Here is a 22,482-nt window from a genome sequence, read left to right on the forward strand (position 1 = left end):
GCTAAAACTCATCCAGCTATTACTGAAGCAGCTTCAGTACAGCGGATGGCAGTTGGTTGGCCTGGGCCAGAACCGAAGTGGAAGCCTGTTGCAGAGTTTGCTGCTTGGTCAGCTGGGCAGTTTCTGCAGCAAAGTCGGTGTCTTGTACGCGACCCAGTGCAGCACTGGCGTTTTCGTTGATGTTCTGCAGGTTGGAGATGGTGCTGGTCAGACGGTTTTGTGCAGCACCGAGGTCAGCACGGCTGGAGTTGATGGTCGCCAGAGCAGCGTCGATCTTGTCGATAGCATTCGCGGTGGCGGTTTCTGCAGAGGCGCTGTCAACAGCACTGATCACGACAGTGGCAGAGTCAACGCTCAGGGTCGCTGCGTCGAAACCGCTGTCCAGGGTCAGAGTGATCTGGTTGTCAGCACCGGTGTTGGAACCGACCTGGAAGGTCATGGTGCCAGCGGAACCGTCGATCAGGTTCTTACCGTTCAGGTTGGTCGAGTTGGCGATACGGGTCAGTTCGTCCGACATCTGAGCAAATTCTTTGTTCAGAGCGGTACGGTCTGCGGTGCCGTTGGAGTCGTTTCGTGCTTGTACAGCCAGTTCACGCATACGCTGCAGGATGTTGGTGGACTCTTGCAGAGCACCTTCAGCGGTCTGGGCGATGGAGATACCGTCGTTGGCGTTTTTGATCGCAACGGTCTGACCGCGGATTTGCGAAGTCATACGGGTAGCGATTTGCAGGCCGGCGGCGTCGTCTTTGGCGCTGTTGATTTTCAGACCGGAAGACAGACGGGTCATCGAAGTGGACAGCGCATCGGAAGCCTTGTTCAGGTTCTTTTGAACGTTCAACGATGTGACGTTAGTGTTTACTGTTAAAGCCATGACGAATTCCTCGTTGGTTGGGTACTGCGGCTTCCGGCCCTGGCAACCGCCGGGTGTGGCCTAGAGAACCTTCGTAATAGTTATCGTCGTAATCGGAACTTGCTTTAGCAGTTTTTTCAAAATTTTTGCCATCAGCGTGCCACCCCTCTTAAATCAAGGGCTTAGCCGGATTTGCAGGGTAAAAAAATGGCGCCAGGGAACTGTCGGACTCCGACTACGGCAGAGCGGCGACACCGCCCCACCGAAGAAAGTGTTCAAATCGTCAGACTTGGGATCAACAGCTCAACCAGCTCGTACTCAAGATAGTCAGCCAGCGAGAGCCAGTTCTGAGCCTGCTGGTCATCGAACATCAGCGCAAGCAACCCACCCCACGCCACCTGGGCATCGCCGGACATACGTTCGATCAATGGCTGTGCCGCTTCGACCAAGGCCACCATCGCCAGCCCCGCCTCGACATCTCGTCCAAGACGAAACAGTCGCGCGCATCCACGAGCCTCATCGATCACGCCTTCAAGCCTGGTCATTGCACAAACTCCGGATGAAACGCCGTGCCGACAATCATCGCCCCATCCCGACTGCTGTTGTAGAAACGCACCTGGGGATGCCCGGCGATGAACCGTTCCAACTCACACAGATAGCTACGGAAATTGAGCTGGGTCTTGACCCGTCGGCCATGACCATCACGCACCCAATGTCTGGCCGCACCGAGTTGCGGACCCAGATCGCCATCGCCCCAACCGGCGTGGGTCTTGTCGTGAGGAAAAGCGAAATCGGCGCCGAACAAAGTAATTTGCGTGGCCCCCATCCTCACCGCCAGATCCACTGCCGGATGAATCACGCTCCCCCCCACATACAACTCACCGCGGGGAAGCTGCTCGCGCATCCGACGATAGATCGGACTGGATGAATAACCGACGTAACGCGTTCCTTGCCAGGCTTCGATGACCGAGGGATCGGCCATTGGCAGGTAGACCAGCGCGATGCCAGCAGTACCTTCGGGAGGGAGATGGCGCATGGAAATGCGCTGATCGATGCTGACCACCACATCCGGACGGATGCCATGATTGAGCAATGGCCAATAAGCCGTATCGACGCAAATCAACAGCGGCCGTCCGGGCCGCTCACCCAGGCTGCGCAGTCTCTCGAAGTGCTGTTCGAGGCTGGGCCCGGTGGCGACGACAAAAGCTTCCCGGCCGCCCAAGGAGCCGAACAGTTCGGCGACATCCCGATCTGCTTTCACCAGGCCGAAAGTGGCTTGCAAGCGCTCGACAATCTCCGGAGCCTCGGGGTCGAATTCACGGTTGTTGAAGGCCAGGTGGGTTTCGCTGATCAACCGATCACGAATCTTCGCATTGAAATCATCAGCCAGCACCAACTCGGAAGGCACGGCAAAAAAAGGCAGCTGGATTTCCGCCTGGCCGCCGGCGTAAAGCAATTCGACCCGAGGATCGGTGAGCCATGGCAACTGATCCAGGACCTGCAGCACCAGGGCGAACACCGAGCCGTTGAGGATGTGCACACACAGGTGCTCCAGCCCTGCCCGCTCCAGCAACCGGTTCTGCAGATCCCCAAGGCCGGTGCCATAGACATGCACGATGGCGGCATCCGGCAGGCTGGCGGCTTGCAGGTCTGCCTCGGAGAGACGGTCATGGCGACTGGTCAGCTGGATGCCGTTGACGCTCAGGGTCGACCCCAGGCCTTCAACCAGATCAACCTGCAAGTCATGGGTATCCTCCAGGCGCAGACGCCCGGCCAGCACAGGCCAGCGTCGCTCGATCACCTGCAGATTGCGCTCAAAGAACTCGCTCATGGCGTCTCGCTTTTCGATCAGGCAAAAAAATAGCGTTCAAGGTTACACCTTGGACGCTATTTCTTACCTGGGTTTAACAGGTATCAAGGACGGTAGATGATCGCCGAACCCCAGGACAGTCCCACGCCGAAACCGCTCAATGCCACGCGCTTCCAGTCGGAATCGAGCACGTGCTTCTCCAACAGCAATGGAATGCTCGACGACACGGTGTTGCCGGTCTCGACCATGTCCTTGAGGAACTTCTCCGGCTCACCTTCAAAACGCCGGGCCACGGCATCAACGATTGCCGCACTGCCCTGGTGGATGCAGAACGCATCGATATCCTCAGGCTGCAGGCCGGAATCGGCGAGCAATTCGTGAAGATGCGCCGGAACCTTGAGCAAGGCGAAGTTGAACACCTGGCGGCCGTTCATGAAAAACACGCCGTCACTGACTTTAAGGTGCGGCGCTCCGGAACCGTCGGTGCCGAACTTGGACTTGCCCAGTTGCCATGGGGCATCTTCGCCCATCCAGGTGGCAGTGGCCGCGTCGCCGAACAGCATCGTGGTGTTGCGGTCTTCCGGGTTGACGATTTTCGAGTACGGGTCGGCGGTCACCAGTAGGCCGTTCTTCAGGCCAGCGGCCTCCATGAAGCCCTTGATGGCGTAGATACCATAGACGTACCCCGAGCACCCCAGGGAAATATCGAATGCCGCCACGGTGGTAGGCAGGCCAAGCTTGTCCTGGACAATGGCGGCCGTATGGGGCAAGCCTTCTTCGTCACCGTTCTGGGTCACGACGATCAGCACGTCGATGGATTCGCGTTTCAGGTCGGGATTGTTGGCAAACAGCGCGTTGACCGCTTCGACACACAAGTCCGAGGTTTCCTGCCCTTCATGCTTGCGCGGCAGGAAAGCGGAACCGATCTTGCCCAGGATGAACTCTTCATCCTTTTCAAATTTCGCACCCTGTGCGTAATTGTCCACGCCGGCTACAGGAACGTAGCTCGCAATGCTTTTTATGCCAATCATTACGGCTTCCCAATAAAAAACAGCCCAATACCACCGCTCGCACAGAATCGAGGGGCGCCGACAAACGGGAAGTGCAGAGGGCTATCACTGGACCTGATAAAGGCCTGGCGCCATCTTCCCGGTCAATACAATACAGTGAAGATGCGCGTTATGACTCGCAGGTCACGCCAATTTTCCGAATATGCGCGATCAGAAAGCTATTCCACCAGCGACCATGCCAGTGGAGTTCCCCGCTTGATGGCCTGACGAGCACAGCGCCCCATCAAGCGCTCCGCGTGCTTGGGAGCCAATCCAAGGCCGGGACGGATGGCCCGGACATTCTGCGGGCTGAACACTTCGCCAGGGGCCATGTCTTTCGTTACATAGAGCGAACGACGGTACACCAGCGACTTGCGCTCGGCCTCGGTCACGCCATAGTGCACCTGCCCCATGGCCTGCCAGGCACGTTCGGTTTCAATCACCAGCGCCTCAAGCTCTGCCGGCTCCAGAGAGAAACTGGCGTCCACCCCTCCGGCCTCGCGGTCAAGGGTGAAATGCTTTTCCACAACAGTCGCGCCCAGCGCCACCGCGGCAACCGACACACCCACGCCCATGGAATGATCTGACAGCCCCACCTGACACTCAAAAAGCTCCCGCAAATGAGGAATGGTGCGCACGTTGCTGTTAGCCGCAGTGGCCGGATAGGTACTGGTGCATTTGAGCAGTACAAGATCCCTGCAACCGGCTTCACGGGCCGCGCGCACGGTTTCGTCGAGTTCGGCGATGCTTGCCATGCCCGTTGAAATGATCAGCGGCTTGCCGGTGGCGGCGACCCGACGGATCAACGGCAGGTCGGTGTTTTCGAAACTGGCGATCTTGTAGGCCGGCACATCCAGGCTTTCCAGGAAGTCCACCGCCGTCTCGTCGAATGGCGTGGAGAAGGCAAGCATGCCCAGCGCCTTGGCACGGGCAAAAATGGGGGCATGCCACTCCCATGGCGTATGGGCTTTCTCGTACAAATCATAGAGCGACGTTCCGGCCCACAGACTGTTGGGATCCTTGATGAAAAACTCACCCTCGCTCAGATCCAGGGTCATGGTATCGGCAGTGTAGGTCTGCAATTTCAACGCGTGCGCACCTGCCCGGGCAGCGGCTTCGACAATCTGCAACGCCACTTCCAGGGACTGGTTATGGTTACCACTCATCTCGGCAATGATGAACGGTGGTGCTTCGGCCCCAATGATGCGATGGCCAATTTTGAAACTATTCATGGGCGCTATCCTTCAATACGCGCGTGAACACGCAAGTATTCTGAGCAAAACCGGCCTGCCGAAACAAACCCAGCGAGGCATCATTGCCAGGCAATACCTGCGCTACGAGGCTTCGCAACTCGGGCCAGTGGGCAGAGACAAACGTTTCACCATGCCCCAGCAATGCCCTACCCCAGCCCTGCCCTAGACGATGTTCGAACAGGTAAATCGACACGAGCGCTTCGACGCCATCCATGTCATAGCGCAATACACCTACCGGTCCGTCCGCCGCTTCTCCAATCAATAGCAACCGTCGCTCATTGACCAGGCTTGCCTGCAACCATCGGCAATGGTCATCCCAGCCAATAAGTGACGTATCCAGCGATACACGACGGACAGCCTCGGCGTTACGACCGTCAAAAAGCAGTTGGGCATCAGCCTGCGTGGCCCGTCGAACTTGCAATACAGCGCCAGCCAGGGTCGCAGCGACCCGTTGGGCGCCCCGGCCATCGACACACTCCCGGGATCGCTGGGCCAAACTGAGGCGCAAGCCCTGGTTATCCACGACAAACCCAATGGCCTGGCGCAACTGCCGGACACTGACCATCGCTCGGGTGCCGAGATAAATGTGCGCACCGAACGCAGCCATCATTTCACTGTTGGCCTGTTGATTGTTCGATACCGCGATGCAAATCGTGGGCAGCCCCATGGCGGCGCGCTCCCAACTGGTTCCGCCGCCGGCACCGATGAACAGGTCGGCCTCCAACATGAGCTGATGGAAATCGTTGACGAAACTGTGCAAACGCCAGTTTGGATGACTGTCCACCATCTCCTGCATTTGGGACCACGCCGGGTTGTCGGCACCGGCGACGAAATCGACCTCGATCTCATGGAAATCCGTCAGCGCCAACATTGCATGATGAGTTTGCATTGCCGCGTCAAAGCCGCCGAAATTGACCAACACCCGGCGAACCTTGGGTTTGATTTCAATCGCCTCGCACTGAAACTCATCACGCAACAACGCATATCGTGGGCCCAGCAGCACCTGGCAATGTTCAGGCAATAACCCGGCATAGGCGGTCGGAGTGCCAGACAGGTTCTGGTTAAGTAACAGATCGACGTTGTAAGTGCGGGTCGCCAGGTCATCCACTGCCATGACCCGCGGTGCGAAGCGGCGCACGGCAGTTTGCCAATGATGATCCAAACCGTAATGATCGACGATGATCCAGTCGAAATCGGGTATTGCGCGCAACGCGAAAGCCAACGCCGCGATATCTGCCTGCCAGGGCAGCAGCGATTCGATACCCTGTCGGGGATCTTCGTCGGGGTAGCGGTCCGGCAAAGCCAAGGTCTCGAAACCTTCGGCCTCCAACGCCTGCAAGCGATGGCCTGGCAGCAGGCGACAGGCAAATACCACATGGGCACCTTGCCTGCGCAGAACTCGGGCCAAGGTCAAGCAACGGGAAATGTGCCCGTTACCAATGGTCGGCGAAGCATCAGCACGGATCAGCACCCTCATTGCAGTTCACCGCCAGCCCTCAACGCGGCGTAAAGGTACTCAGCCCGCGCCCAGTCTTCGGGGGAGTCGATGTCCTGCACCATATACCGCGGCAGAATGACAGGCAGGCTCTTGGGAGAAAACAACGCATCACCACGCAACCAGGCCTCCCGGCGCCCCCAATAAAACTGACCGGCGTCCTGAAACGCTTCGGGCAGATCCTGGGAGCGAGTGTCGCGAAACTGGGGATAGAGTGGGTTCAGGGCGCCTTGTTCATCCAGGATCAATGCACGCTGGACAGGAAAGCCGAAACCGGTCACCGAAAACGCAAACGACCGTTCAGGATGCTCGCGCAGCAATTCGTAGCCCTGGCGCAGAAACCGCGCCTGCAGCAAGGGCGCGGTGGCATAGATGCAACAGGCAAGATCGAACGAGCGCTCGTGCAACTCCCCCAGTGCGTGATTGATTACCGCTGCCGTTGTGGTGAAGTCATCGGCCAATGCCGCCGGCCGCATGAATGGCACCTGGGCGCCGTGAGCCCTCGCCAACTCGGCAATTTCCTGGTCGTCGGTGCTGACAATCACTTCATCGAACACGCGCGATTCCAGGGCCGTGCGAATCGACCGTACGATCACCGGTACGCCATCGAACAGCTTCACGTTCTTGCGCGGGATCCGTTTGCTCCCGCCACGCGCGGGAATGATCGCGATGGCATTCAAGTGTCGTTACTCCTCAAGCAACCGGCGTAGTTGCTCGACCACATAGTCCTGTTGTTCATCACGGAGGGAAGGAAACATGGGCAAGCTGATGGCCTCGGCGTAATAACGCTCTGCCTGGGGGAAATCGCCGTCGGCAAATCCCTGGGCGCGGTAATACGGTTGTAGGTGGACCGGAATGTAATGCAGGTTCACGCCAATCCCGGCGGCACGCAAGCCTTCAAACACCTGGCGATGGTCGAGGGCAATGTCCTTGAGTCGCAAACGCACCACATACAGATGCCAAGCGGATTCAGCATCAGCTTGTGCGCCGGGCAGGGTCAAGGGCAAACACGCCAGAAGGCGATCATAACGTGCCGCCAGCTCACGGCGTCGCGCGACAAACCCGTCCAGCTTGTTCAACTGCGAAAGCCCCAACGCGGCTTGAAGATCCGTCATTCGGTAATTGAACCCCAGCTCTATCTGCTGGTAGTACCAAGGGCCATGACTGGGCTCGGTCATTTGTCCGACATCACGCGTCATTCCATGGCTGCGCAGGCGTTGCAGGCGCTGCGCCAATTCCGGACGGTTGGTCAGCACCATGCCACCCTCGGCGCTGGTGATGATCTTCACCGGATGAAAACTGAATACCGTCATGGCCGCGAATTCGCCACATCCCACGGGTCGACCCGCGTAAGAAGCCCCCACGGCGTGGGAAGCATCCTCAATCACTGTGAAGCCATAACGCTTGGATAATCGTGCGATGTACTCCATGTCACAGCTTTGCCCCGAAAACGCAACCGCCACCAACACCTTGGGCAGCGAACCCCGACGCTCAGCCGCCTCCAGCTTTGCCTCAAGAGCACGAGCGTCAAGGTTCCATGTCAGTGGATCGATGTCGACAAAATCCACCTGCGCGCCGCAATAACGCCCGCAGTTGGCCGAAGCCAGGAAAGTATTGGGGGTGGTCCATAACCAATCGCCGGGCCCGAGTCCCGCCGCCAGGCAAGCAATGTGCAGCGCAGCGGTTGCGTTGCACACCGCCACGGCGTGATTGGCCTGACAGCGCTCGGCCATCGCCTGTTCGAAGCGCTCAATGGCCGGTCCCTGGGTGAGCCAGTCGGACTGCAACACCGCAACGACCGCATCGATATCAGCCTGATCGAGGCTTTGTCGACCGTAAGGGATCATGTCGACAACCGAGCATGCAGGGTCGCGATCTGATCCACCGATAAAAAGTGCGGATTGGTGTCGGAACGATACTCGAAATCCTCCGCCACAGGTGTGCCTCGTTCGCCCAGGTTGTCCACTGCGAAGTCCACATCCACGTGGGTGAATCGAATCGACGGCTCGATGGTGTAGTGATCGGCAAACTCGATGGTCATGCGCGCGTCATCCAGCGGTACCATCAGTTCATGGAGTTTTTCCCCGGGACGAATCCCGACACTCTTGTGTGGCAAGTGCCCGGCCATGCCCGATGCCAGATCGACAATGCGAATCGACGGGATTTTCGGCACGAAGACTTCACCACCGTGCATACGTGCGAAGCTGTCGAGCACAAACTGCACGCCATGATCGAGGGTGATCCAGAAACGAGTCATGCGTTCATCCGTAATCGGCAGCTCCGTCGCGCCTTGCGCAATCAGCTTACTGAAAAACGGCACCACCGAACCTCGCGAACCGGCGACATTGCCATAGCGCACGACAGCGAACCGGGTCTGCTGGTCACCAGCGATGTTATTGGCCGCGACAAACAACTTGTCCGACAGCAATTTGGTCGCGCCATACAGATTGATTGGGCTGGCGGCTTTGTCAGTAGAAAGCGCCACAACTTTCTTCACGCCGTTATCAATGGCTGCCGCAATAATATTTTCCGCACCATTGACGTTCGTGCGGATGCACTCGGTGGGGTTGTATTCGGCAGCCGGCACTTGCTTGAGGGCAGCCGCATGCACCACATAATCGATGCCACGCATGGCCTGGCGCAGACGATCGGCGTCACGCACGTCCCCCAGGAAATAGCGCATGCAAGGCGCATTGAATGTCTGCTGCATCTCGTATTGCTTGAGCTCATCGCGGGAAAACACCACCACCCGCTTGGGCTGGTATTGCTCCAACAACCGGCGGATGAAATTGCGCCCGAACGAACCCGTGCCGCCAGATATGAAAATCGATTTACCGTTGAACATATTGAATCCTTTTGCCTGACAGCCAGACTTACGCAAGCAACCGCGCCCACTCCATCGCCTTTGCGACGCCCAGCGCGAAGCCAGTGCCGGTCAGGGTCAGGTTGGGGTTACGGGCGGTGTCGTGTTCGAAGCGCGCGAGCCATTTATCCCGCAAGGCGTCGGCTGCCTGGGGGTCATTGGCCAATGTGCCCGGATGCAGCATCTGGGCCTGGGGGGTCCAGACGATGAGGTAACCGGCATCTGCGGCCTTCAGGCACAGGTCGACATCGGCGAAGGCGTCGGCAAAGTGCTCCTCGTCCAAGCCTCCCACCGCCTCGAACAGTGCCTTGCGGATCATCAGGCAAGCGCCGGACACCGCCGAATAGTTCTGCTCCGCCTGATGGCCATTGAGGTAGCCCTTGGCGTCCTTGCGTTCGCCAACGAACACCGAACCCACCTGACCATCAGGATTGAGCACCAGCCCGGCCTGGGTGGTAATGCCGCGGTTATCCATCTGCTTGCTACCGACAATTCCCACTTCCGGTCGCTGGGCCTGATTGAGCAAGCCGTCGAGCCAGTTGGCGTTGATGACTTGCACCTGGGCCGACAGCAATACCAGGTAATCGCCCTTGGCCTGACCGCTGGCCCAGTTGTACAGGGCCGCTGCACTGAGACGTCGATCACTGCGCAGGATACGCACCCGGTCGCCCTTGCCTTCCAGGCTGTCCAGCCATTGCAGCAGTTCTTCGGACTGGCTGTGATTGTCGGCAATCACGATCTCATGGCGGTGGTAACGGGTGCGTTGCAGCACGCTGACCAATGCCTGCTGCACCTGTTCAAGATTGTCCCGGCTTTCAAGGATGATCGACACCAGTGGTCGCTCGGCGTGCTGGTAATCGATCTGATAAATCAGCGGTTCGGTCGAATTGACCTGGGCGCGATACCCTCGGGCAGCCAAGTGACGCTTCAACACTTGACGCTCCTGGGCATTTTCTTCCTCTGCCGGTGCGCTGCAGATCAACAACGGCTCGGCCAAGTGCGCCAGGCCGACCAGGCCAGCCTCCTCGATCAACCGTAACAGCAAGTCCAGCTCCAAGGCCTGGGTGTATTCGGCCGTAAAGCCACGGGCCTGGGCCAGCACCTCACGACGAATCAGCCAGTGCCGAGCCATCAATGACGGCACCGATTGCAAGAGATCGAGGTTGACGCCGGGACGGAACACATCGCTAAGGCTGCCATCAGCCTTGCGCTGGATTTCATCCATGGCCACCGCGCGAACGCCTTCGGCACCGATCAGCTCAAGACTGGCACGCAACAGGCCATTTTGGGTGAACTGGTCACCGGCCTCGGCCAGCACCAGCCAATCGGCAGTGGATTGCCCGACGATCTGGTTGATGCGCTCGACATAATTGGTGGTGCTGACTTTGACGAAGTGCACGGTGTCGCGCACGGTGGTGGTCGCTGGCAAGTCACCCGTGGTGAAAACGACGACGTTGAATGCCTTGCAGTGGCCGTTCACCAGGCTATCGAAGGTGGACTGCAGCTTGACCATGTCAGCATCCAGGTCCAGCAGCAAAATACCAAAGCGCGGTCCGCCCTGGTGCTCGGCCAGGTGGGCGGCGATGGCCTTGAGTTGTTGATCATCAGGGCTGCGCGCGTCGAGCCAGTTGAGCAGGCGTCCGGAATGCATGCTGTCCAGCAACCGGCGCTCCTGCTGCCCCGGCACCGAGTCCAATCGTTCGGCCCAGGCCTGCATCCTCACCGCCTCGTCGGGCTCGTCGCTGGTTTTCAACGATTCGGCCAGGCGCTTGACCACCGCACGGTTGAACGCGTAAAGGCCCTGGGCCTCCCACAGACGGCTGCGGATCGTGCGTTCGTTATCGTTGGGTTGTACGCGCATCAGTTCATGTTGGCGCAGCAAAATGCCTTCCAGTTGCTGAAGCTGCAGGCGCCCGGCCGGCATGGCATGCAGCAGGAATTCGAACTGGGTCAGCAGATCGAACACCCGCTGGTTGTAAAAAGGCATCTCGACAAACTGCTGTGGGCCGAACGAGCGCACCGGCTCCTCATCTGCCTGCAACCACGCCGAACGGATGATCTGCGTCCCCTTGAGCGAGCGCCCTTGGAGCAAGCAATCCGCCATGGCCGCGAAACTGTCGAGGGCGATCTGCTTGATACGCCCCGGCGCCTGCTCGCTGAGCTGGGTGGGGATGGACGCCAGGAATTCGGCAAACCGCTCGCGTTCAGCGACGCTTTTTGCATCTTTGTAGCTCAACACCGTCAATACGTTGGTGTTGTGCTCCGAGCCGCCGTAGTTGAGCTCACGAACGGCAAAGGGAATGGGCAGGATCCGGGCCTTGGCGCACGCCAGCAAATAGAAGGTATGCCCGATCTCCTGCCATTCGAAATTGGTGCCCGGCGGCAACAGGCCGTACCACTGCTGCAGCAGGTCGGTACGGGTCACGGCGTAGAACGGCGGCAGGAACTGATCCATGAAGCGGATTACCCGGTCTTCCGCCAGTTCACTGTCGTAATCCTCATGCACCTTGCGGTCGCGACGGAAGTAACACACTTCGGTCGCACAGGAGAGGTACATGATCCCGTAGCCATGGCACAGGCCATAGTCTGGGTTGGCTTCAAGGAGTTCCACCGACTCGGTCAAGGCGTCGTGCAGCAGGAAATCGTCATCGGCGGCGAACACCATGTACGGTGTCTTGACCTCATTGACGCCATAGGTCAGCTTGTCCTGAAGCCCCTTATAGGTGAACTGAGGCAAATGGCGGTAATCGACCGAAGGGAAATCCCGGACGATTTGCTCATCGCACTCGACTGACGAATCAAGCACCAGCACCGAACAAGGGTAGCTGCTGTAGTAATGCAACGTACGCCGCAGGAAGGCGCTGCGGTTGTGGGAAATGACCACCACCGTGAACCGCTCGCTCAGCGGTGCCACGTTGTCTTTAATAGTGTTTCGAACCTGCATATTTCCTGTCCCCACAACCTGCCAGACGCCAATGACGTGAAACGATGAATTAACGGACCCGACGCAGATAACCGTCCGGTGCGACGCTGATCAGCAGCTTGTTCTGCAATTGCTGGTCAATTTCAAAGTCAGCGTTTTCCTCAAGGTATTTCCACACGGCGGTTTTCGGGTTATCACCCGGCCCCCAAGGACGATCCGGGAAAAAGTCCGCTGGCATGTCCTCAACCACCGTGTCCATCACCACGCAGTAGCTGCCCACCGAAACCAGGGGCGCGTACAGGCGCAGTTCTTCAAGCACATGGTCATGGGTGTGGTTGGAGTCGAGCACCAGGATGACTTTCTTGCCTTTGGCTGCCGCATGAACCTGCTCGGCAATCGCCGGATCGATGCTCGAACCTTCGATCATGGAGATGCGCTTGCTCATCGGGTGGCTTTCGATGGCTTCGCGGTTGTGCGGGCGGATGTCCAGGTCGATGCCCAGCACCTCACCGTGGCCTTGCAGCTCCAGCAACGAGGCGTAGTAGATGATCGAACCACCGTGGGCGATGCCGCATTCAATGATCAGGTCAGGCTTGATCTGCCAGATCAGTTCCTGCATGGCCATCATGTCCTGCGGCAACTGGATGATCGGCCGGCCCATCCACGAAAAGTGGTAGCTGTACTTGTGCTTGGCCGATTCGTTGAAAAACTCCTTGGCCAGGCCAACCAGTTTTTCGTCTTGGCCTTGAGCAGCGATTTCGGTCGCGCATTGGGCCTGGAAAGCTTTATGGATAGTGTTGTCGGTCATGTTCGAATCTCGTGGTTATTGGAACGAAGCGCTGTCAACGGCGTGATAGACATAGCGTCCACCGGTCATCCGCTTGATTTCTTCGAGGTAATTGGAATTCATCACAAATACGTGCGCCCCTTCGGGCAAGGTATCCATCGCCTCATCGGGTGAAGAAACGCGCACGCCACTCAACGGCAGGTACCGTCCTTGCTTGGCGGGATTGATGTCCACCACACAATCCACCGCCACACCGGCCCGTTGCAGGAACAGCGAATAGATCACGCCTTTGGAGGACGCTCCCCAGATCGCCGAGCCTTGTCGAGGCGCGGCCTGGATAATCTGCACCGCGCGCCCCAGGCTTGCGGTGAACCCATCGGGCAGTGCGAGCGCCGGTACCGGCTGCCCGGGCTCCAGGCGCAGCGTCGCCAGGTCGGCGACGATGTACAGGTACTGGCCACCAAACAGATGCCCGGCCTCGTGCACCGTGCCGAACATCCGACGCAAGTCATCGAGGCGAAAATAATTGACGTGTTCGTAGAACAGGTCGAACCAGGCACGATGTTCCAGGATCCAGTCCAGGCAAGGCACTTCGATGTAGATCTGCCCCCCTTGGTTGGCCGCTGCAATTTCGGCCAGGAATCCCACCGGGTCCTGGATATGCTCAAGCACGTGGCGCAGCACCACCGCATCAGCCGACAGGCCCAGGTCGCGAGTGAATGGCGCCTTGATCACATCGACACTGTCGCCCTCGTAGGCCGGATCGATGCCGGTAACGGCATACCCCCGCCCCTTGAGCAGCTCCAGGAAATAGCCTTTGCCACAGCCGACTTCGATCAACTCCCGACCACTGAAATGCCGGGCAATGATGCCTTCCACTTCCACCAGGTGCCGCTGGAACTGCCCCGAATGAGCCTGTTCGTTCTGGTAGTCGCTGTCGTAGCTGAGCTTTTCGGCATCGAATGCCTGGTTGAACACCAGTCCGCTCACTTCGTCCTGGACCAACACCATATCGGCACTCGCCGAAGCCCTGGCTGATTGCTCATCGGCGAAGGTCCGGTTCTGCAAGACCGGAAGACCGGTGGCCCGGTACAACTCACGCGTCATGTGCGGCTCCCAACAAGGTTTGCAAACGTTCGGCCACGCCCCAGAACGCCATGGGTTCGTGGGTCGGATAAGGGTAATGTCCCAGGTTCAGGCGAAGGCCCACGCCTCGCTCCCGCAGGCGCGCTTCAACCAGGGCACGCACGGATACCGGCTGACCGCTCGAACAATTCACCACGCCGTTGAAGTCGCGCCGTCCCAGCAACTGCGCCAGGTAATCGGCTGCGGTTTCTATCGGCAAGTAATCGCGCAGTTGTTCGCCACCGGACATATCGAACACCGGGGCCTGTGCATCGATCGCCCGGTCCAGTGCCGCCAACAGGCTGTTGGGGTTCTGGCCGGTGCCATGGAGGTAGAACAGGCGTGCCCACTGCAAGGTGAACGGATGCTCGCGTTGCAGCTGTTCGAGGAACAGGCGCAGGGTGTTCTTGGCCAATCCATAGGGGTTGGCCGGTTGCGGTGCTGTCTGCTCGTCGAGCGGCCCGTTCTGCAAGCCGTATTCGAAACAGGTGCCCGTGACCAGTACTTGGGAAACCCCCGCCGCGACCACCTGTTTGATAAACCGGTAGTCAGCCATCAGGTTGTGTTCGAAGTGAAACAGCGCCTGGTAATTCGGCAGCCCCGGCCACGCCAGGTGCACCAATGCATCCACACCTTCTGCCAGCGCGGCTAAGTCCAGATCATCGGCGTGAACATCGGCCGTCACGAACTCGACCCGGTCGAACCACGGCAATGCCCTGGCCGGCTCGATACGACGTGCAACAGCCCGGACCTGCCAGCCACGCGCCAGCAAGGCCTCGACCAGATGCTGGCCGACGAACCCGGTGGCGCCCGTCACCAAAACCTTCATAGCACGGTCAACTCAGGCACCGCGATGACGAAGCGCCCGTCCCATTGACGAACGACCGCCAACTGCTGGCTGACTTCACTCAGCAGGTTCCAGGGCAGAACCAGGACATAATCGGGCTTCTCTACCGCGATGCGCTCAGGCGACACGATAGGAATCCGACTGCCCGGCAGGTACTTGCCCTGCTTGTGCGGATTGGCATCCGCTACCCAGGCCAGCAAATCCGGCTTGACCCCGGCGTAGTTGAGCAAGGTGTTGCCCTTGGCCGCCGCGCCATAACCCACCACTTGCTTGCCCTCGGCCTTGGCCTGCAAGAGAAAGCGCAACAGACCGTGCTTGATGGCTTCTGCGGCCGGCGCGAGGGTGGCGTAGTACGCAGCGGTTTTCACGCCGGCTTGCAGCTCAGCCTGCAACTGCTGTTGCACGGCAGCCTGCACTGGGCGCCGAATGCCGTCGGCTCGCTGGACGAACACCCGCAACGAACCGCCATGGGTCGACAATTGACTGACATCGAACACTTCAAGCCCATTGCGCTCGCACAACGTCTGTACGGCCGTCAGCGACAGGTAGGAAAAATGCTCGTGGTACAGCGTGTCGAACTGCTGCCCCGCCATGAGCGTGAGCAGTTGCGGAAACTCGAACGTGGCCACACCCGTCGGTTTCAACAGCGTGGCAAAACCGGCGAGGAAATCATTGATGTCCGGCACATGGGCCAGCACATTGTTGGCGGCCATCAGATCGGCTGCCCAGCCTTCGCCTTTGAGCTGCGTGGCGGTCTCGCGACCAAAGAACAGCTCGCGGATGTCCAGCCCCTGCCCACGGGCCGCCTCGGCCGTGCTTCGGGTAGGCTCGACGCCCAGGCATGGGATGCCGCGCTGGGCTACGTACTGCAACAGGTAACCGTCGTTGGCGGCAACTTCCACCACGCGGCTGTCGGGGTTCAAGTCGAAGCGCTCGACCATCTCGCCCACATAACGCTCGGCATGGGCCAGCCAGGTGCTGGAGAACGAGCTGAAATAGGCATACTCGGCATCGAACAGAGCATCGGCGCGAGTGTAATCCTCGGTTTGCACCAGCCAGCACTGCTGGCAAACAGCGACTTTGAGGGGCACCCACTGCTCAGCCTGCTCCAACTGGTCGGCCCGCACATACGCGTTGGACGGTGGTGAAGTACCCAGGTCAATCAGTGGCAACGCCAGGGCAGTCCCGCAACCTCGGCAGTTCATAGACGCACTCCAGCGAAACGCTCATCGAGCAAGGGATGTTGGCTGTCCCGTGTCGACAGATTATTGACAGGCAACGGCCAGGCGATCGCCAGCCGTGGATCGTTCACCGACAAGCCACCCTCATGCTCAGGGGCGTAGTCGGCGCTGTGCAGATAAAGCAATTCGGCATCGTCGGTCAGGGTCTGGAAACCATGGGCGAACCCGGCCGGGATCAACACGCTGCGACCATCGCCGGCCTTCAGGCGCTCGGCGTGCCAATGCAGGAAAGTCTCGGAGTCGGGGCGCAGGTCCACGGCAACGTCCCAGACCTCACCGCGCAGGCAAGTGATCAACTTGGCTTCCGGTTGCGCCGCATGTTGATAATGCAGGCCGCGCACACTGCCCCGCTCTCGGGTACAGGAGTGGTTGATCTGGCGGATATGGAACGGCTGGCCAAACGCGCTCAGGCTGCCTTCGCAGAACAGTCGGGAAAAATGCCCGCGCGCATCTTCAAAGCGCTTGTGCCGGACGCTGAACAGACCGGCCAGAGGCAGTGCGTGCAACGAAAATTCGCTCACAGTGCGCCTCGGTACAGGTTCAACTGGCCAAGGGTGACCTGTCGCATGTCATCGCCGTTCTGCCAGGCCAGGTGCCAATCGAGAGTCTGGGCCAGGCATTTTTGCAGCGACCAGCGCGGCTGCCACCCCAACAATTGCCGGGCGCGACTGCTGTCCAGGCGCAACAGGCCGGCCTCATGCAAGTCACTCGCTTCGATTCGCAACCCTGGCGCCTGCGGCCAACGCTCAGCCAGCAACTGCACGACTTCGCCAACGCTGCACATGTCCGCTTCGCCTGGGCCAAAATTCCAAGCCCCAGCAAACCGTGGGCCTTGCTCATACAAGCCGGCGGCCAACTGCAAGTAACCGGCCAGTGGCTCCAGGGCGTGCTGCCACGGGCGTACGGCTTGCGGATAGCGCAGCGTCACCGGCTCATCCGCCGACCAGGCCTTGAGCACATCGGGAATCAAGCGTTCAGGGGCAAAATCGCCGCCCCCCAGCACATTGCCTGCCCGAGCCGTGGCCAGGGCCAGGCCATGTTCGGCGTAACGCTCGACCGAAAAGAATGAGGCAGCATAAGACTGGGCCAGCAACTCGCAGCAGGCCTTGCTGCTGCTGTAGGGATCGTGCCCCCCCAAGGCTTCGTTCTCGCGATACGGCCACGCCCATTCCTGGTTGGCGTATACCTTGTCGGTGGTGACCAGCACACACCCCTTCACGCCGCCAACCTGGCGGACCGCTTCCAGCAAGTTAAGGGTGCCCATCACGTTGCCGGAGTAGGTCCCCAGTGGGTCGCGGTAACCTTCGCGCACCAACGGCTGAGCGGCCAGGTGCAGGACAATCTCCGGTTGCACATCGGCCAGCACTTCCAGCAAGGCGCCGAGGTCGCGTAAATCACCGCGCCGATCATCGATGCCCTCGCCCACACGAGCCAGCTCGAACAGGTTTGGCTGGGTAGCCGGATCCAGAGAAAAGCCACTGACCTTCGCACCCAGGCTTTGCAGCCACAGCGCCAGCCAACTGCCTTTGAACCCGGTGTGGCCGGTGACCAGCACCCGCTTTGCGCGCCAGAACTCCGGACTCAACCCCATTGTTTCCATGGGGCCTCCCCGCTTTGCCATAAGGCTTCAAGGTGGTTTTTATCGCGCAGGGTATCCATCGGGTGCCAGAAACCGTCGTGCTGGAAAGCCTGCAATTGCTGCTCGCTCGCCAGTGCCGCCAACGGTTCGGCCTCCCAAGAAGTCTGGTCGTCATGGATGTAAGGCAGGACCTTGGGCGAAAGCACAAAGAAACCACCGTTGATCCAGCCGCCGTCACCCCGGGGTTTTTCGGTGAAACCCAAGACGGTATCGCCGTTACGCTCCAGTGCGCCATAACGTCCCGGAGGCTGGACCGCGGTCACCGTGGCCAGCTTGCCGTGGGACAGGTGGAAATCCACCAGGGCGCCGATATTGAGGTCCGACACACCGTCGCCATAGGTGAAGCAGAACGCCTCTTCATGTTCCAGATAACGCGCTGCACGCCGCAGCCGCCCGCCGGTCATGGTGTCTTCACCCGTGTCGATCAAGGTCACGCGCCACGGCTCGCTGTAGTTCTGGTGAACGTCCATGCGGTTGTTGCACATGTCGAAGGTGACGTCCGAGGTGTGCAGAAAATAGTTGGCGAAGAAATCCTTGATGGCGTAGCCCTTGTAGCCCAGGCAAATGACGAAGTCGTGGATTCCATGTGCGGAATACTGCTTCATGATGTGCCAAAGAATTGGCTTGCCACCGATCTCGATCATCGGCTTGGGCTTGAGGTGCGACTCTTCGCTGATACGCGTGCCGAGACCACCCGCCAAGATAACTGCCTTCATCGTCTCCCCTCTCGTTCATCACCGGGCTCGACCAAGCATTTTCTGCTGTGCGAGCGCGGCGATTACACCTTCGATGCCTGTCCGAGCGCTGCGATGGGCCGCAAGCGCTCGTTTTATGGCGATATGAGGGGGGGCTTGCAGGAAACGCGCCAGCTCCATGGCGCTTATCTGGAGGGGAAAACAGAACCTGGCATCGCTTTCGTGGCAGAGGGCAAGATCCCCTCGCCACAGGTTTCAATCCGGCAACCATCCCCACAGCCAATGCTGCAAGTTGTCGCCGCTGAGCATGTAATCACGCAGCACCGCCTCGCGCAGTTCATCGCCCATGCGGTAGCTGGCATCAGGATCGGCCAGGTGCATGCGGATCGCCGCAATCCACTCTTCGGTGCTGTTGCTGCGCACCTTGGTACACGGCAGGAAGCCGTCATAGGCCCTGGTGTCGGTACAGATCACCGGGTAGCCACAAGCACCGTATTCCAGCAGGCGCAGGTTGCTCTTGCAGTCGTTGAAGATATGGAATTCCAACGGGGCCAAGGCCAGGTCGAGGTTCAGGCTGGCGAGTTTGAACGGATAGTGGTTCAAGGCGACCGAGCCATGGAATTCATGGATATACGGCCGCAACGCGTCCGGGCACATGCCGAAGAACACCCAATCCACTTCATCGGCCAGTTCACGCACTACATCGGCAATGATTTCCAGATCGCCGCTGTGACTGGTCCCACCGCCCCACCCTACCCGCGGCTTGGCCGACGTGCCTCGGCGGCTGGTCAATTTCGCCCACGGCTCGAGCGGCAGCATGTTGGGCACCACGCGAATTTCACTGTGCATGCTGGACAAGGCGTCGGCCAGGGCCTGGGTGGTCACCACCACCCGATCACACAAGCCAATGCCTTCGCGCAGCATTTGCTCGGTGTTGGCCGGTTTGTTGCGGGCATGAGTATTCTTCTTCGGCGCACTGACCACATAGTCGTCCAGCTCGAAGATTCGGAGGGCACCGCTGTATTTTTTCATCCGCAGGATGTCGCCGGCGGAGCCTTCGCTGTAGCGCCCCTGCAAAACGATGGTGTCAGGCGACAAGCGCTCGATGTCCACGGTCGAAGGCGACTCGTAGGCCACCCGGGCAATCACCCGCCCGGCCGCTTCGAGCTCAGCCAACGGGGCCGTGACGCGATAGTGGCCGACCGCCGTGGCATTGACCGGCAGCCCGAGCACCAGCGGCAGCGCACGACTGCAGAACGGGTTCCAGTTATTGCGCAGCGATGGCTCCAGGCTGAAGCTGGACGCCCCCAGGCTCAGGGAGGGACTGTAGGCCGGATCCCGAGCTATCTGCGGCAACCATTTGCGATAGAAGACTTCGTGTTCACGCTCCAGCAATGTCGTTGCTTCAGACTGGGCCGATGCCGGTTGGGAGGCAACCTGCGTGACGCTGGCATAAGGTGTCCAGACCACCAGATAGCCATCCTTGCCTGCACGCAAGCACAAGTCCACATCACTGAGGCCGAGAGTGAACGTCGCGTCATCAAGCCCACCAAGCTCCTCGAACACCTGCCGGCGCAGCATCAGGCAATCGCTGCTGACCGAGCTCCAGTTCTGCGTCGTATGCAAGCGCTGCATGTAGCCACGCGAGGCCGCCGATTCGCCGTAAAACGGCGTACCCACGGGCCCGGCCAGCCCGAGAATCTGCCCCCCGCCGACAATCGAGCCCTGCGGGCTGAGGATGCGGGCACCCACGACCGCAACTTCCGGACGCTGGGCATGATGGATCAGTTCGTCCAGCCAGTCGTTCTCGCAAATGACCATGTGCGGACTGAGCAACAGCAAAAATTCGCCCCGGGCCTGGCTCGCGGCAAAGTTACGCACTGCGGCGTCACTGTCATCGCCGACATGACGCAATACACGCAACATGCTCGCGCCCAGTTGAGCCATGCTCGCCAACCAGTCAAGCATGGCCGGATCCCGGACACCGCTGTCCACGATCAGGATTTCATAGTGGGCGTAAGCGGTGCGCTCGATCAGGCTTTCGGTGCAGCGCTGCAGGGCCGCAAGCGAGTCGCCGGTGCGCACGATAATCGACACCAGCGGACGAGCCGCATGTTGGTAGGTGATGCGATTGATCAGCGGCAGCGTGTCCTGCCGAATCTCATGGCTGATGCCGATGCGATCCAGGTGCGCTCCCACCATCGCGGCATTGCCCTCGACGACCTCCGGCAATGACAGCCATTGGGCAAAACTGAGGACAGACTCCACCTGGATTTCAGCGACATGCTCGATCGTCTGCGGACCGGACTCTTCCACCAGGCGCCAGAGCAGGTCATGGGGCGCCAGCTCTCCACGGGCCGGATCGAAACCGCCCAGAGCCAGGAACCGCTCTCGCTCGAAGGCCAGGGTCCGCCCGACGTACGGGTAGGCACGCATCAGGTCCAGGTTGAAATCGGGCTTGAATACCGGTTCGAACGACTCACCGTCCACTAGCGCGCCTTCGTCACTGTAGACACACAGAACGCCCGGTTTTCCTGCCACACGCTCAGCCAGGATCAACAAGGCCGAATCACGCAAGGTGTCGCCGGCACGCAACAGGTAGAACCAGTGAGCGCCCTCCAATTGGGGAACGATGGCGTTGAGTTGCTGCACCCAGTCAGGCTTATAAGGCAACTGCAACACGCGCTCATTGGCCTCGCAATGGGCATCGGAAAGCACGACCACCGCTTGTGCCGGATAGAGCTGAGCCTCGATGCTGCGCAGCGTCGCCGTCAATGCCGGACCATCACCGACGCTGTCGACGACCACCGGCACAATATTCGGGCGCAACGGCCAGCTGTCGATACGCGCCGGCATCACGCGCTTTTCCACCTCGCTGAATCGCCGGATCGACAGCCATTCGCGATAGAAATCCGCGTAACTCTCGCTCTGTCCACCGACCCTACCGTTGACGACAGTATTGCGGTTACCCAGGATTCGAGTGACGCACAACTCCTGCCAGGCATGGGGCTGCTCGGTGATCTTGTCCAGGTCGATGTAGCGCACCCAGCCGGAAGCGGGAGCCGCCTCACCGTTACGCGCGGCAAGCATTTGCGCCAGCCACTCCCATTCCACCTTGGCGGCCTTGAGCATTTCCGGGGTCTTGCTCAAACGCTCCGGGTACAGCCGCTCGACACTCAACACCGTATTGAGCGCCACCAGGTTGCCGCGACGCATCAGGCAGACGAACAAGGCAAAATCGAGCGTGGCAAGAAAGCCGGCGCCCTCCTGGATCAAGGCCGGCAGTAACTCCAGCACGTCCGCCCGGCGCATCAGGGTCGAACTGAAGTTACCCACGAAATTGGCCGGTGTACTTTCGAAAATCGCCAGCATATCGTCACCCTTGAACAGGGCGTCGTTTGGCGTAAAGCGGCAGTTGTCCACGCGCGGAGGCAAGATGAAATTGCCCGCATCACACAGCAACCGCAGCGCGAACACCACGCTGGCATCGGCATGATCGCTCAGCGCTTGGGCTTGCACGGCGATACTGGGCGCGAACAGCCGGTCATCGTCGCAGAGGATCTTGATGTACTCGCCTTGAGCCTCTTCGACGCAGCGCAATAGATTGCCTTGGAGTCCCAGTCGTTGCGGATTCCTCAGATAACGTATCGGGTGCGACGGCTCAGCGAAGGAGTCGACGATCTGGCGAATTTCATCGCCTGGTGAGTCGTCGCAAATAACGATCTCAATGTGCTCGTAGGTCTGGGCGAGAGCGCTGAGCAACGCCTGGTCGAAGAACCGGGGGTTGAAGGCTGGGATGACGATGCTGACAAGCGGAAGTGGGTTCACGGCAAAACTCTCGAGCGGCGGGCCCCGACCTTTCAGGCCGGAGCCGCAAAACCGCTTAAAAAAGACGGTTGGCGGCT

At 59.7% G+C, this 22,482-nt stretch carries 18 protein-coding genes; all 18 read right to left on the reverse strand.

Features of this window, described 5'->3' with window-relative positions:
* Window positions 1–19: 19 nt before the first annotated feature.
* Window positions 20–871, reverse strand: coding sequence for a flagellin domain-containing protein (locus N4Q37_RS03600; RefSeq protein WP_260955436.1), 852 nt, complete (start codon window positions 869–871; stop codon window positions 20–22).
* Window positions 872–1,125: 254 nt separating this feature from the next.
* Window positions 1,126–1,395, reverse strand: coding sequence for a hypothetical protein (locus N4Q37_RS03605; protein ID WP_260955438.1), 270 nt, complete (start codon window positions 1,393–1,395; stop codon window positions 1,126–1,128).
* Entirely contained in the window at window positions 1,392–2,681 is a 1,290-nt protein-coding gene (locus N4Q37_RS03610; RefSeq protein WP_260955440.1) for a motility associated factor glycosyltransferase family protein, read from the reverse strand. Before N4Q37_RS03610 ends, N4Q37_RS03605 begins: the two co-directional genes overlap by 4 nt.
* 83 nt (window positions 2,682–2,764) lie before the next feature.
* On the reverse strand, window positions 2,765–3,691 hold the full coding sequence (locus N4Q37_RS03615) for a ketoacyl-ACP synthase III (RefSeq protein WP_260955442.1): 927 nt from the start codon (window positions 3,689–3,691) through the stop codon (window positions 2,765–2,767).
* A gap of 197 nt (window positions 3,692–3,888) precedes the next feature.
* The gene (pseI, locus tag N4Q37_RS03620) at window positions 3,889–4,941 is read right to left on the reverse strand and encodes a pseudaminic acid synthase (protein WP_260955444.1); all 1,053 of its coding nucleotides are present in this window, start codon (window positions 4,939–4,941) and stop codon (window positions 3,889–3,891) included.
* Complete coding sequence (gene pseG / locus N4Q37_RS03625) at window positions 4,934–6,439, reverse strand: UDP-2,4-diacetamido-2,4,6-trideoxy-beta-L-altropyranose hydrolase (RefSeq protein ID WP_260955445.1); 1,506 nt, start codon at window positions 6,437–6,439, stop codon at window positions 4,934–4,936. The genes pseI and pseG overlap by 8 nt, the downstream gene beginning before the upstream one ends.
* Entirely contained in the window at window positions 6,436–7,137 is a 702-nt protein-coding gene (gene pseF, locus N4Q37_RS03630) for a pseudaminic acid cytidylyltransferase (protein WP_260955447.1), read from the reverse strand. The genes pseG and pseF overlap by 4 nt, the downstream gene beginning before the upstream one ends.
* A 6-nt stretch (window positions 7,138–7,143) precedes the next feature.
* The gene (gene pseC / locus N4Q37_RS03635) at window positions 7,144–8,304 is read right to left on the reverse strand and encodes a UDP-4-amino-4,6-dideoxy-N-acetyl-beta-L-altrosamine transaminase (RefSeq protein ID WP_260955448.1); all 1,161 of its coding nucleotides are present in this window, start codon (window positions 8,302–8,304) and stop codon (window positions 7,144–7,146) included.
* The gene (gene pseB, locus N4Q37_RS03640; protein WP_260955450.1) at window positions 8,301–9,302 is read right to left on the reverse strand and encodes a UDP-N-acetylglucosamine 4,6-dehydratase (inverting); all 1,002 of its coding nucleotides are present in this window, start codon (window positions 9,300–9,302) and stop codon (window positions 8,301–8,303) included. The genes pseC and pseB overlap by 4 nt, the downstream gene beginning before the upstream one ends.
* A gap of 28 nt (window positions 9,303–9,330) precedes the next feature.
* Window positions 9,331–12,264, reverse strand: a complete 2,934-nt coding sequence (locus N4Q37_RS03645; RefSeq protein WP_260955452.1) for a TIGR00180 family glycosyltransferase — start codon at window positions 12,262–12,264, stop codon at window positions 9,331–9,333.
* Between the two features lie 49 nt (window positions 12,265–12,313).
* A complete protein-coding gene (locus tag N4Q37_RS03650; protein ID WP_260955454.1) occupies window positions 12,314–13,051 on the reverse strand; it encodes a cephalosporin hydroxylase family protein in 738 nt (245 codons plus the stop codon).
* Between the two features lie 15 nt (window positions 13,052–13,066).
* Window positions 13,067–14,137, reverse strand: coding sequence for a class I SAM-dependent methyltransferase (locus N4Q37_RS03655; protein ID WP_260955455.1), 1,071 nt, complete (start codon window positions 14,135–14,137; stop codon window positions 13,067–13,069).
* Window positions 14,127–14,984 carry an NAD-dependent epimerase/dehydratase family protein gene (locus N4Q37_RS03660; protein ID WP_260955457.1) on the reverse strand — a complete coding sequence of 286 codons (858 nt, stop codon included), beginning with the start codon at window positions 14,982–14,984 and terminating at the stop codon, window positions 14,127–14,129. Before N4Q37_RS03660 ends, N4Q37_RS03655 begins: the two co-directional genes overlap by 11 nt.
* Complete coding sequence (locus N4Q37_RS03665; protein WP_260955459.1) at window positions 14,981–16,207, reverse strand: class I SAM-dependent methyltransferase; 1,227 nt, start codon at window positions 16,205–16,207, stop codon at window positions 14,981–14,983. Before N4Q37_RS03665 ends, N4Q37_RS03660 begins: the two co-directional genes overlap by 4 nt.
* Entirely contained in the window at window positions 16,204–16,764 is a 561-nt protein-coding gene (locus tag N4Q37_RS03670; RefSeq protein ID WP_260955460.1) for a dTDP-4-dehydrorhamnose 3,5-epimerase family protein, read from the reverse strand. Before N4Q37_RS03670 ends, N4Q37_RS03665 begins: the two co-directional genes overlap by 4 nt.
* A complete protein-coding gene (gene rfbG / locus N4Q37_RS03675; RefSeq protein WP_260955461.1) occupies window positions 16,761–17,843 on the reverse strand; it encodes a CDP-glucose 4,6-dehydratase in 1,083 nt (360 codons plus the stop codon). The genes N4Q37_RS03670 and rfbG overlap by 4 nt, the downstream gene beginning before the upstream one ends.
* Window positions 17,825–18,598 (reverse strand): glucose-1-phosphate cytidylyltransferase, encoded by a 774-nt coding sequence (gene rfbF / locus N4Q37_RS03680; RefSeq protein WP_260955462.1) that lies wholly within the window; start codon window positions 18,596–18,598, stop codon window positions 17,825–17,827. Before rfbF ends, rfbG begins: the two co-directional genes overlap by 19 nt.
* Window positions 18,599–18,832: 234 nt before the next feature.
* The gene (locus N4Q37_RS03685; protein ID WP_260955464.1) at window positions 18,833–22,405 is read right to left on the reverse strand and encodes a glycosyltransferase; all 3,573 of its coding nucleotides are present in this window, start codon (window positions 22,403–22,405) and stop codon (window positions 18,833–18,835) included.
* Between the last annotated feature and the right edge of the window lie 77 nt (window positions 22,406–22,482).

Source organism: Pseudomonas citri (genome assembly GCF_025336485.1).
GTDB classification, from domain to species: Bacteria; Pseudomonadota; Gammaproteobacteria; order Pseudomonadales; family Pseudomonadaceae; genus Aquipseudomonas; species Aquipseudomonas citri.

Bases quoted from the DNA above. Each gene is read 5' to 3' on its own strand.
- pseB (WP_260955450.1), bottom strand. From the start codon at position 9,302: ATGTTCAACGGTAAATCGATTTTCATATCTGGCGGCACGGGTTCGTTC.
- rfbF (WP_260955462.1), bottom strand. From the start codon at position 18,598: ATGAAGGCAGTTATCTTGGCGGGTGGTCTCGGCACGCGTATCAGCGAA.
- rfbG (WP_260955461.1), bottom strand. From the start codon at position 17,843: ATGGAAACAATGGGGTTGAGTCCGGAGTTCTGGCGCGCAAAGCGGGTG.
- pseC (WP_260955448.1), bottom strand. From the start codon at position 8,304: ATGATCCCTTACGGTCGACAAAGCCTCGATCAGGCTGATATCGATGCG.
- N4Q37_RS03600 (WP_260955436.1), bottom strand. From the start codon at position 871: ATGGCTTTAACAGTAAACACTAACGTCACATCGTTGAACGTTCAAAAG.
- pseI (WP_260955444.1), bottom strand. From the start codon at position 4,941: ATGAATAGTTTCAAAATTGGCCATCGCATCATTGGGGCCGAAGCACCA.
- N4Q37_RS03610 (WP_260955440.1), bottom strand. From the start codon at position 2,681: ATGAGCGAGTTCTTTGAGCGCAATCTGCAGGTGATCGAGCGACGCTGG.
- N4Q37_RS03605 (WP_260955438.1), bottom strand. From the start codon at position 1,395: ATGACCAGGCTTGAAGGCGTGATCGATGAGGCTCGTGGATGCGCGCGA.
- N4Q37_RS03645 (WP_260955452.1), bottom strand. From the start codon at position 12,264: ATGCAGGTTCGAAACACTATTAAAGACAACGTGGCACCGCTGAGCGAG.
- N4Q37_RS03650 (WP_260955454.1), bottom strand. From the start codon at position 13,051: ATGACCGACAACACTATCCATAAAGCTTTCCAGGCCCAATGCGCGACC.
- N4Q37_RS03665 (WP_260955459.1), bottom strand. From the start codon at position 16,207: ATGAACTGCCGAGGTTGCGGGACTGCCCTGGCGTTGCCACTGATTGAC.
- pseG (WP_260955445.1), bottom strand. From the start codon at position 6,439: ATGAGGGTGCTGATCCGTGCTGATGCTTCGCCGACCATTGGTAACGGG.
- N4Q37_RS03655 (WP_260955455.1), bottom strand. From the start codon at position 14,137: ATGACGCGTGAGTTGTACCGGGCCACCGGTCTTCCGGTCTTGCAGAAC.
- N4Q37_RS03615 (WP_260955442.1), bottom strand. From the start codon at position 3,691: ATGATTGGCATAAAAAGCATTGCGAGCTACGTTCCTGTAGCCGGCGTG.
- N4Q37_RS03660 (WP_260955457.1), bottom strand. From the start codon at position 14,984: ATGAAGGTTTTGGTGACGGGCGCCACCGGGTTCGTCGGCCAGCATCTG.